Genomic DNA, 10,953 nt, shown 5'->3' with positions numbered 1-10,953 from the left:
ACCTCGGGCCGTTTTTTCAAGTCCGGTTTTCCAAAATGGCTCAAAATGCGGCTTTCGGATTGAAACTGTAAGCAGGTATCAAAAAATATACAGTAAAGTACTTGTATTTATCATGGTTGCTTAAGGTGCTGGTGTTCACCATGTCCCATATTTTTGAAATATTCTCATTTGTGGATGCCTGTCCTTTCAATTTTCACGGGTGTACAGACTTTCTGCACGATTTCCGGGTTCCGGCTTGAAGTTGTTTTTTAGATACGCTGAAAACGCATCAAAAAATATATAGAGACACGTCGGTATATTGACTGTTCTTAACCGGATTGGACGACGGAAAAGGAGGATGTGTATTCCTGTCATTCAGTATGTTCGGATATGCTTTTCACAATCGGACAATCTTGTAATGTCTTGTTCCTTAATCATATAGAATATACAGAACGAAGCTATCCACATGGATTCCGACTTATTTGTACGGTTTTTGTGACTTTATACAGGAAACCGTGGAAATGCAGAAGAAATGGGGTTCAGTCACCTGCCTTTTTGGTGAATTATACGTATATTTGCCGTATTGTATCCACTTATGTATGAAGTATGGCATTTTGCTGTTACAGGAAATATCTGGATAAAGAATCGAAAGAATGGAATCATATCATAAGAAGAAAATCGGGAGTATTCCGAAAGACAGCACGGGTGGGTCGTCCATTCGCAAGGGAATGGTCGTCTTCAACGGTGGGACATCGGAAACCGGACTTGTGGGAGATGTCACGGGTAATTGCGTGTCGGTTCCGGTAAGGATGACTGCGGGCAGAGAACTCGTTACCGATGACGCGGTCATGTTTCTGAATGATTGCCGGGAAGCGAGCGCAGAGCAAAAGATTGCCCTCCAACGCCTGCTGAACGAAGGCCATCTTGCATGGGACAAGCGCCGGGGTGTATGTTCGGAATCTCTCTATGCTCCCAAAGACGGACAGTTGGTAAAACTCAGTATCCTGGATGAGCATGTAATACTGGGGGCTTTCAAGGAAATCGACGCAAAAGGACGTGTTGTGCTGTATTGCCTGCTGGACGAAGACGGGAGCCTGCGCTATTCCCTGCATGAAACAGTCGGGTACGCGGTGAATCTCCAGATACTGCCTATCGGAACCAGTGGCCGTAGCAGGCTTTCCGATGCTCTACGCCAGAAAGGGCTTGCATGGAACGGACGGCTGAAGGAACTCGAACGGCTGGCAACACGTGTCAGACGCGGTGACAAGTACTATTACCTGAATGACATACTGGAAATCCGTGAATGCAGGGACAACAACAGGCCGGCGGACAGGAAACGGTTGGAATGCGGGAACTATTTCATGGAGCGGAGGGATGCCGAACTGGTACGTGACTGCGTGCGCTCTGTCGTAAGGCTGAACCGCGACAAGGATGCCAGACGGTAAGAGGGTGACGGTATAAGGTATTCGTTCTGTTTCTCTCTCTTGTATCTGGGGAGGAAGTGGTCCTTTAATCCTCATCTTATCCGTTTTCAACACTTTCCGATTCAAAAAAACAAAAAAACAGACGGCGTGCCGTCTGTCATGATTTGTTTCTTTTTTGGTATCTTTTTTCTTTGCGTCAAAGAAAAAAGTACATCTTTCTTCTTTCTTCTTGTATAATACTACTTATAGTATTGTTGCTACATTTGTAACACCCCTCCTGTCAGATACACGGTACATTTGTACCACATTGAGGGGAAAGATGTGGCGAATTTCGCGTCTTTCCACCCAAATTCCACTATCGGGAGCATGAATCGCAAGCCGATGTTGCCGCTTCGGAAAATTGCAGTCGCCTTTTGCAGGGCAGCATTGCAAGAACGAAAACGGTCTGATTTTCACGTGCAGGAAAATAACCGCAAAAAGAGATCCGATAAAACATCTATATATGAAAAATATCCCCTATATTTGCATAAAATTTACATATAACTGCGATATAATATGATTATTCAGTTCACAGTCGAAAATTTCCTTTCGTTCAAGGAGCCGGCGACCTTGTCTTTGGCTGCTTCCGCGCTGAAAGAAAAACAGACCCGGTCCGATGAGATTGTTTTTGAGCTTGAAGGTACGAACCTCTCTTTGCTGAAGAGTGCGGTCATCTACGGGGCCAATGCCAGCGGGAAATCGAATCTGGTCAAAGCACTCGATTTCTTCAAATGGTTTGTCATCAATTCCTCCAAAGGCGTGCAGTCCGGCGAAAGCATACGGGTGGAAAGTTTCCGTCTCAACCGGAGGACGGAACAGGAGCCCAGTTATTTTGAGGCGGTCTTTGCCGACGAAACGGTCCAATACCGCTATGGGTTCGAAGTCGATGAAAAACGTGTACACCGGGAGTGGCTTTATCAAAAGGGCAACAAGCGCAAGGCAAAGGAGGTGGAACTGTTCCTGCGTGACGGCGATGAGTATGAACTGCATCCCAAATTTTCGGTCGGCAAAGAGGTTGTCGCCAAAAAAATGGTGCGCGACAATGCGCTGCTTCTTTCCGTGGCAGCACAGTTCAACGAAAGCGTCTCGGTGGAAATCATGGGATGGTTGGCCAACACCACGATTGTTCTTGGCAGCAGCGACGAGCGGATTTGGGAAATGGCGATAGCCCAGATCGATGATCCGTCCATGAAAAGGCGTATTGTGGAGTTTGCCCGGTTTGCAGACTTCGGAATCGACGACATACGCAAGGTTGACAATACAGTCATCAGTTCACACCAGCAATATGACGAGGAGGGCAACGCCACGAAGACGGTCACTTTCCCGTTCCGCGTAAACGAATCGGAGGGTACGATCAAATACTTCTCGCTGGCTTATCCTATAATCGACGCGTTGGATCATGGCAAAAGGCTGGTTGTCGACGAGTTCGACTCGAAAATGCACCCTCTGTTGACAAGTCGCATCATCGGGCTGTTCAATTCCAGAGTGACAAATCCCAGGAATGCACAGTTGATTTTCACGACACATGACACCAACCTGCTTAATGCAAGCCTGTTCCGCAGGGATCAGATCTGGTTTACACAGAAAGATTCGTTTGGAGCCTCGGAACTCTATTCGTTGGCGGAATACAAGGTTCGCAACAGTGCACCTTTCGAAAAGGAGTACCTGATGGGGAAATATGGCGGTATCCCTGTCATCGGCCAGTTTGAACGGTTATTTGACCTGAGGGAGGAAGAATATGGCAGCACGGACGAACAAGCGTGATCCACGCGCGGCACGGACACTCAGGCGTATCAGTTTTGTCCGTGAGGTCAAACAATCCTTCCTGATCATCTGCGAGGGGGTAAATACGGAACCGGATTATTTCAATGCATTTCGCCTGACTTCCGCCAATATTAAAGCGGTAGGCCAGGGACTCAATACGGTAGGTCTTGTCCAAAAGGCTTTACGGATGAAAGAAGAAGAGCGGAAGAAAGGACGCGAGTATGACCAGTGCTGGGTGGTATTTGACAAGGATGACTTTCCCGATCGGGACTTCAACCGGGCTATCGGTATGGCGGAAGCCGGTGGCATGAGGGTGGCATACAGCAACCAGGCTTTCGAGTATTGGTTCTTGCTGCACTATAACCTGGTACAAGGCCCGATGCACAGAAATCAATATGAAACAAAGCTATCCGGCTTGTTGGGCTTCTCCTACAACAAGGAAGCCGGTACAGGCGGTCGTGTTTTCAGGGAGCTGGGCGGTAAACAGGCTCAGGCCATCACGAACGCAAAAGCCGTATTGCGCCGAATGGAGGGAATACCGCCGGCACAGGCGGAATCTTCGACAACGGTGCATCTTCTTGTGGAAGAACTGAATAAGTATATTTAGCATATTCTGTCGTTTGCCCGGATAATATTGTACCCGGCTACCACCTCCTTCCGGTTTTATCGGATTTTATGTCGCAAAAACACAAAAACAGACGGCAAATCACAACGATGCCGTCTGTTTTTATTCATTTACGTTCCGTGGACAGATACGCTCAAACTTTTCGGTGTCTCTCTTTCCATTGGCTGACCTCTTCGTCAGAGACGGATGCCACGGTCCTTTTTTCCACATCGAACATCCGATGACAGAATGCCCTGGTAGAAAAAGGATTTCCAAGTTCCGCCAATATCCCTACAAGCCGGTTGTAGGAATCCATGTGCCACAGGTAATCGTACATCCCGCTGACCGGCACCCGTTCAAGCAATCCCATACGCGTTGTCTTTTCCACGCACTTGTCGAAAATCCGCGAACCCATCTCCATGTTCTCCATGTAGTACCGCTTGCTGCGCAAGGTGTCGTAACCTTTTTCACGCAGGCGTGTACGGTCTGCCATGTACAGCATGAAGATGACCTCTTCCGGGGTGAACGCGCCGACCAGCCCGGTGAAGCATTTCATAAACGGTATCACGTGTTGCCTTTTGTCGTCATTCCCTTTCATGTCCGTTTTCGCGTTCGTTCGTCCGTAATGTTTCCGCTTCCCCGTCATCCTTAATCGACGGATTGACATAGAACTGGCATATCCTGCCGTTTATCATCGGTTTATACACGGCGTATCCCAGTTTTTTGGCGTAACGCCCCACGGATACGCGGTTGGCGAACTTGCCGGTATGTTCCGTCAGGTGTTCCGACATCTCCCCGACGGTCATTCTGCTTTTCAGTTTCATATCATTCGCGTTTAAATGTTTTCCTGATAAAGGATAGCCGCGACTAATACGAACTGTTTGCAAATGGTATGAATTAATAAGAGGCGGTTCCATGAAATCGGCAAAGGAGGAATCAACCGGTTATACTGATACTTCATTCATGAAACCGTCCCTCATCTATTTTCCCATTATCCGGACAATCTCCCGTATCGTGTCGAAGTTCCGCTCGTCCAGCCATTCTTTGGCCACGTTCCACGAGAGCGACATTCCGAACTTCAGGTTCTCCATGGTGATGGTATGGTGCGACAACCTGCCTTCAGTGGGCTTGAGCCCTGCCGCATGCAGTTCACACAGTCCGTCCTGAAAGAATGTGCACCCGCCTGCTTCCTGTTTCGCCTGTACCATCGGCACGATATACGGGATTTTTCCTAACAGCAGGCCTACCGCCCACCGAGTGGGTGCAAGACGCTCCCTGTATCCGGCTTTCAGCAACCGGAGGATGTCTTCCGGCGTACCGAGGCACGGTATCCGGCATTGCTGCCTGCACAGACGGCAACGGCACTCTACCGGCCGTCTTCCTGTCTTGCGGATGATCCGCTGTAATGCCGTTTCCATCGCTATGCACCCGGTGGGCAGTATTCAGGGTTCCTCTTGCGCCACAGTTCTATGATACACTCCCGTCCGGCCTGTGTCCATCGTTTGGTGGATCCGAAAGTATATACCTTGCCCCGGCTGTTCTCCCACGTGTAAGGCACATCGCATTGCCAGGCCCGGCAGGAAGGAAAGACCACCCATTGCCGCTTCTCGTACTTGCAGATGCCCTCTTCGGCAAGGAACTGGTGCAACTGTCGCGGCGATATGCCGAGTTCGTCAGCGATGCGCGTGCTCTTGAACCAGTCCCTGTTCTCGATAAACTCCTCGTAGAATACGATTTTCGGCAGGGATTCACTCACCACCTTCCGCAGTTCCAGAATCAGTCTCGTCGCCGATTCCATATCCTGCGGCATGGGACAATCCATACAGGGCAGACCGGGTGCCGCCACCCTGGGGCGTTCGCGTACGATTGTCTTCCCTCGTTTCACGGAGAGTTTGCCGATAGCCTCGCCCAACCATTCCGCCAAAGACAGGTCAGGGGCGATCCATCTGGCCAACGGTATGACAAGCGGTGATTCCAACCAGGTCGCACCGTGCCCCCGCCCCCGTGTGGTGAAGACTTGCGACTCGTATTTCCCGGTATGTCCGTTGCCGGCCATTTCCCTGCGGAGCATATCCGTGGAAGCGATGCGTAGCCATTCAGACGGGATTTTCCCGAAGTGCATCGTGATCTGCGTGGCGTTGACCATCAGCTTGTCGCCGACACGCCGGAACGTGACGGGGAACCCTTCCTCGAAGTGCATGACGATGTCGTCCTGCGGGACGGCGTGCAGCTCCCCGGCTTCCAGTTCCAGAAGCTTGTTGCCCCACACTTCCAATTCATCAAGCAGGTCACGGGGTATAATAGTCTCCTTGCGTACCAGTTGTAAAAGCCGGCGCATATCGATGGGACGGAAACCCCACTGTTCCCTGCCGTTTTTCCGGAAACTGATTTTCAATGCCGTCGGGCAAACACGGGCGATGGCGCCGTTTTCAAGCAGTTCGTCCCGCTTGAGTATATCGCATATATCCACGGCGCAGATATGGAGCTGGCCGTTATGGTTCCGGGAAACCCTTATGTTCCAGTCCCGGAACGGAACATTCCTATTTTCCCTCATAGGTATTTCCTCCTTTCTTTTGGTTATCAGACTTACGTTTGTTTTCAAGCAAGGCTCTCTTATGTGCCATCTTGCGCACCGGATAGTACGTGCGTTTCTCGCCGCAAAGGGCGTCATAATCTTTCAGCATCAGTGTGCCGAGGTCGGCCAGCTCGATTTCCACATCCGGATGCAGATGCCTGAAATAGAGTCCGCCGCTGCATACATACTTGCCCGTGCAACAGAATGAGATAGCCTGCAAGTTGCCTTTTGTCAATTCCGCCGCGCTGTGCAGCGAGCGCGTGACCGCTACAAGAACCTGTGCCCCGTTGAAGATGAGCACCATCTTGGGTCGTTTAAATGTGCTGCGTCTCATGTTGTTCTAAAATTTGCGTTAATTCCTCCTTTGTAAATCTAAGACCGGCAGCCTGTACCAGCCAAGTGTCTGAAACCGTAAATCCACCGGACAGCAGTTCGTCCACGCGCTCCAGAAGGTAGACACCGAACGCGGGATCGATGTAAACGACAAATAATAGAGCCAGACATTCATCAATTAACAGGTGTCCCGACGCCTCGTCACGGATGATCATCTTTTCCCTGTCTATTCCGTAGGCGTCTGCCAACGCCGTTGCCCAGTGATGGAAAGCGACACGGAAATCACGGACATTATGCCGGCGTGCATCTCCTTTGGCCTGGATGAAGCGTGTCGCGTCGAAATAGACCGGTCCGTCTTCCCGTAACGTTCCGAAAAGCAGATCGGGGAACTCCCTGTACCGGATTATCCGGCAGGGAATCTTTTCTTCTTTCATGTTCTCTTTTTCATTGTTCTTGGATTTGTATCTAACGTGGTGCAAAGATATATCTTTTTAATATGAAATACACTATAAATATATACATAAATTACACTTTTAATAAATTGTTAATCACTGATAATAAGATATTTACAACATAAATAAAACCGAAATATCTATATATTTAAGTTGTATATTTCGGTTTGTAAATCAAGCATTAAGAGTCCCGTTCTCCATATATTCTTTTAGCCGTAAAAACCTCTCTTGAGGATTGTCTCTACTCTTTGAACAAGAAACAAAAAAATTATGGCTACATCGGACAAATCATTTAACGGGGAACTCTTGGAGAGTATTTTTAAGACCTCCAAAAAGACAATTCAGGAGTATGTCCGCGAAATCGAGCGCAACAACCGCTACCGTTCATGCCGTCAGGATACCGGCTCGGGATATATTCTCGATGACCGCGCCCGGCTCATTGACCTGTATGAAGCCTGCCTGCAACAGGACGCTCATATACGTTCCGTTGTCGAGACACTGGAAAGCCAGATTCTCGGCGACCGCTATATGCTTGCCCGTGTAAACGAAAAGGGAAAATACATCAAGGACGTGGCGAACTCCCTGAAGATACAGGGTTCGCAGTTCGACAAGATAATCAAGGGCATAGTGGAATCCAAGCTCTACGGGTACACCCTGCTTGAAATCATGCCGCATACTGACCCCAGAACGGGCAGGCTGGCGGAAGTCAACATCATCGAACGGCGTAATGTGTTGCCGGACCAGAAAACGGTACTGAAGCGGCAGGGACTGTGGGAGCCGCATTGGGATTTACATGACCCGGCATATTACCGTTGTTATGTACTGGTAAACTCCGGCGACTTGGGACTTTTTTCCGCCACGACCCCTTTGATACTGGCCAAGAAATTCACGGTGGCCAACTATGTGAACTTTTCCCATACTTACGGACAGCCGATTATCCACGGAAAGACGGTCAGCGAGAGCAACGCCGACCGCAAGAGGCTGGCTAACGAGATAGCCAACGCGGCACAGAACAAGGTGGTGGTTACCGGCATTGAGGACGAGGTCGATATCAAGACATTCACCATGTCCAACTCGGAAAAGATATATACCGGGCTTATCGAGTTTGTGAACAAGGAAGTTGCCAACCTCGTGCTCGGCTCCGAGTCGATGGCCGGAGGGATGCAGTCGTACGTGGGTTCCACGAAAGCACACCAGGACATTTTCCGCGACCGTATCGAAGTCTACCGTCGGTATATCGAAAACGTCATGAACGAGGAGATAATCCCCCGCCTGGTGGCTATCGGGTATATCCCCGGAGGATTGGAGTTCCGGTATTCGAACCGGATAGAGATGAGCAACGAGGACCGCATCAAGCTCTATTCGCTGATCACGGACAAATATGAAGTGGCGGCCGATGAGATCGAGAAAGAGTTCGGTATCAATGTGGGCCGGCAGCTCAATGTTATCCCGGGATTAGGTTTCGGAGCCGAAGGCGGCTCATCCGGTCTCAGCCACAACGACCGGGGCATCATGTCGGACGAGGAGTATTTCCGGCGTTACGGACGCCCCCGGGGGGCGAAGGTCGGAAATTTTCTGCGGGGAGCGGAATAGAAGCCCGTCTTCCGCTCCCGGACAACGCTCCGTTCAGGGCTGTCAGGGCATCTGCAACCACGGAATCCGATACGGAAAAGGAGTATCGTGTCATTTTCGATGCATTCCGCAGGCTGATCCTCTATTGGGAGAACAGCGCGGAACGTCTCGACATTATAGAGGACATCATCACCCTGCGTGCCTCTTTCCTCATAGACCGTGCGCTGACAGGTCTGCGAATCGATATGGACCGGGCATTGGAGATACTGAAAAATCACAACTCCTTTACAACAGAGAGGGAACGGCAGCAGCGTGACATCCTGATTGCAGCTATAGACAACCTGGTGGATTTTGCCGCGGCAGAGGAGTATGCCATGCTCGGGGAACTGCCCGAGACAGCGGATGAACAGGACATGGAAGCATACGAAAAGATATGCCGCAGGTATAACCTCGTCCATGCGGAGGAAGAGAACAACCAGGTATTCTTCGCGGCCTCGATGGCCGCATGGTGGATGGCGGTGGATATGGATACCGTGCTTACCTACATGACACAAGGCGATGAACGGGTACGTGCCTGGCATCTTTCATTGGAAGGGATTTCCTTCCGCAAATCCGAGTTTCCTCCGGAGCTGATACCGCCGATCGAATGGGGATGCCGCTGCTTTCTGGTCGCGGAGGGGTTCGCCGCTGTCCGGGCGGCTTTGCCGGATAAGGGAGACTATCTGGAAAAGGTGGATCCGGTCTTCCGGGAGAGCCTGGCAACCGGCGGGCGTATCTTTTCCGATGCGCACCGCTATTTCTCCGTCCCGCTTCCGGGTTACATGAATGATATTGTGAAACGCATTAAAGGAAAGTTCGCCTATGCCCAAGATAACGCTTGATGAGTTTTGCAGCCACTGGGTAAGCAGGACCAGTACGCGCGTCATGGCCAGCCGGCTGGAGTTCAACGTATTCGACTTCGCAACTGCTGCCGGTGACTATACCAGGCAGCAGTTCGTGTCCTCATTCGCTTCGGGGGGATTCAACGGTAGCAAATGGGCGCCTCGTACCTCCAAATGGGGAAAGAGGTTCACCCATCCTCTCATGAACGATACGGGGACTCTGGCCCGGAGCATACAGTCGGAAGCCGGCCGGACAGACATAGTGGGACGGCGTTCGGACCGTACGCGCATCTTCCGGAAAGGCGCCAGGTATTGCATGTGGACTACGGAAAAGAGCTTTCCAGTCAAGGGCAAGCGGGGACGCAGCAAGGAGCGTTACGGGCATTATGCCGCCATACACAATACCGATCCGAAGTTCGGGCTGTACACGGTAAACCAGTATTCCACGCGCCGTCCCGTACACCGGCAGTTCATCGGATTCTCACCGAAGACGGACGACTATATCGCCGCCCATTTCATAGATATGATTTTTAAAGGATTTCCACACCAGCCGTTATGATAAAAGACAAACACCCAGCACCACAGCCCGCACAACCGTCGGCACCGGCGGAGAGCCTGCCTGAAGAAGTTTCCGCGAACCCTTTCGTGGAGATATACCGGGCCGTTAAGCGGGCTGTCCTGACCCTGCGGGAGAATCCGGACGACCCGTTGTCGCCGCCCCTGTTCAAAACCGTCGCTATCGACAACGGCCAGTTCGCCCGCATTGTCCGTGACGATAACACGGAGTATGAGACTGTGTTCCCTGCCGTGTTCATCCACTTTATCAACGTGAGGTACCTGGTACAGCAACAGCGTATCGGTGAGGGACGCGCCACCATGCGCGTGCGGTTTATCCTGAATACGCTCAACAATGCGGACGAAGACAAGGAATGCGAGGCGTTTCTGGTCTTCCAGCGGCTCAATGTAGCCATACAGGATGCCAAGAACCATGAGCCGGCGCTGAGCGAGCGGTGCAACCTGACCTATTTCGACATGCCGCTTTCAACCAATATGTTGCAGGCGTACTGGATAGACTACGAGGTATGGTTCAGGGAATCTTCCGCGTGGAAATACAGGGACTGGGTAAAAAGGTATGTGGTCATGCCCCCGTTCACCCAACACAGCGATGCGCCGCAACATGACAGCGGCGGACACGGCTTCCATCCGCGTCCGGAACATGACGAAGTATCTGGTTTTTCGGATACTGGATCGGAAAATTGAAATCCATGCAGGAGATTTATCCGCACTGCGTATAAACAGACATGAATCAGCAGATAATACAAGACTCATG

The 10,953-nt window shown here is 50.8% G+C and carries 13 protein-coding genes; 7 read left to right on the top strand and 6 right to left on the bottom strand.

The genetic code is table 11. The features are described 5' to 3' along the window. Window positions 1-632: 632 nt before the first annotated feature. From BACCOPRO_RS09055 to BACCOPRO_RS09045, 3 genes are all read left to right on the top strand, one after another. On the top strand, window positions 633-1,424 hold the full coding sequence (locus BACCOPRO_RS09055) for a hypothetical protein (RefSeq protein ID WP_004293621.1): 792 nt from the start codon (window positions 633-635) through the stop codon (window positions 1,422-1,424). A gap of 534 nt (window positions 1,425-1,958) precedes the next feature. Further along, window positions 1,959-3,206, top strand: a complete 1,248-nt coding sequence (locus BACCOPRO_RS09050) for an AAA family ATPase (protein WP_004293619.1) — start codon at window positions 1,959-1,961, stop codon at window positions 3,204-3,206. Next, window positions 3,181-3,813 carry an RloB family protein gene (locus BACCOPRO_RS09045; protein ID WP_004293618.1) on the top strand — a complete coding sequence of 211 codons (633 nt, stop codon included), beginning with the start codon at window positions 3,181-3,183 and terminating at the stop codon, window positions 3,811-3,813. The genes BACCOPRO_RS09050 and BACCOPRO_RS09045 overlap by 26 nt, the downstream gene beginning before the upstream one ends. Window positions 3,814-3,964: 151 nt before the next feature. On the opposite strand, the gene BACCOPRO_RS09040 is transcribed toward BACCOPRO_RS09045, so the two are convergent. From BACCOPRO_RS09040 to BACCOPRO_RS09015, 6 genes are all read right to left on the bottom strand, one after another. Further along, a complete protein-coding gene (locus BACCOPRO_RS09040; RefSeq protein WP_004293617.1) occupies window positions 3,965-4,408 on the bottom strand; it encodes a hypothetical protein in 444 nt (147 codons plus the stop codon). Continuing rightward, window positions 4,395-4,634: a hypothetical protein gene (locus BACCOPRO_RS09035; protein ID WP_004293616.1), complete on the bottom strand. Its 240-nt coding sequence runs from the start codon at window positions 4,632-4,634 to the stop codon at window positions 4,395-4,397. Before BACCOPRO_RS09035 ends, BACCOPRO_RS09040 begins: the two co-directional genes overlap by 14 nt. Before the next feature lie 156 nt (window positions 4,635-4,790). Beyond that, a complete protein-coding gene (locus tag BACCOPRO_RS09030; RefSeq protein ID WP_004293615.1) occupies window positions 4,791-5,228 on the bottom strand; it encodes a hypothetical protein in 438 nt (145 codons plus the stop codon). A 2-nt stretch (window positions 5,229-5,230) separates the two neighbouring features. Then, window positions 5,231-6,364 carry a phage antirepressor KilAC domain-containing protein gene (locus BACCOPRO_RS09025; RefSeq protein WP_004303966.1) on the bottom strand — a complete coding sequence of 378 codons (1,134 nt, stop codon included), beginning with the start codon at window positions 6,362-6,364 and terminating at the stop codon, window positions 5,231-5,233. Further along, window positions 6,351-6,689, bottom strand: a complete 339-nt coding sequence (locus BACCOPRO_RS09020; RefSeq protein ID WP_004303967.1) for a hypothetical protein — start codon at window positions 6,687-6,689, stop codon at window positions 6,351-6,353. Before BACCOPRO_RS09020 ends, BACCOPRO_RS09025 begins: the two co-directional genes overlap by 14 nt. A gap of 10 nt (window positions 6,690-6,699) precedes the next feature. Further along, a complete protein-coding gene (locus BACCOPRO_RS09015; RefSeq protein WP_004293612.1) occupies window positions 6,700-7,152 on the bottom strand; it encodes a hypothetical protein in 453 nt (150 codons plus the stop codon). 288 nt (window positions 7,153-7,440) lie between these two features. Here BACCOPRO_RS09015 and BACCOPRO_RS09010 point away from each other — a divergent pair, with 288 nt between their 5' ends. From BACCOPRO_RS09010 to BACCOPRO_RS08995, 4 genes are all read left to right on the top strand, one after another. Beyond that, window positions 7,441-8,763 (top strand): phage portal protein family protein, encoded by a 1,323-nt coding sequence (locus BACCOPRO_RS09010; protein WP_008142945.1) that lies wholly within the window; start codon window positions 7,441-7,443, stop codon window positions 8,761-8,763. A gap of 224 nt (window positions 8,764-8,987) precedes the next feature. Beyond that, window positions 8,988-9,623: a phage minor head protein gene (locus BACCOPRO_RS09005; RefSeq protein WP_008142943.1), complete on the top strand. Its 636-nt coding sequence runs from the start codon at window positions 8,988-8,990 to the stop codon at window positions 9,621-9,623. After that, complete coding sequence (locus BACCOPRO_RS09000; protein ID WP_008860784.1) at window positions 9,604-10,182, top strand: hypothetical protein; 579 nt, start codon at window positions 9,604-9,606, stop codon at window positions 10,180-10,182. Before BACCOPRO_RS09005 ends, BACCOPRO_RS09000 begins: the two co-directional genes overlap by 20 nt. Next, complete coding sequence (locus BACCOPRO_RS08995; protein WP_004293608.1) at window positions 10,179-10,883, top strand: hypothetical protein; 705 nt, start codon at window positions 10,179-10,181, stop codon at window positions 10,881-10,883. The genes BACCOPRO_RS09000 and BACCOPRO_RS08995 overlap by 4 nt, the downstream gene beginning before the upstream one ends. The last annotated feature ends 70 nt before the right edge of the window (window positions 10,884-10,953 follow it).

This window comes from Phocaeicola coprophilus DSM 18228 = JCM 13818, from assembly GCF_000157915.1.
Lineage (GTDB): Bacteria > Bacteroidota > Bacteroidia > Bacteroidales > Bacteroidaceae > Phocaeicola > Phocaeicola coprophilus.
This window is presented reverse-complemented; position numbering and strand designations above follow the sequence as displayed.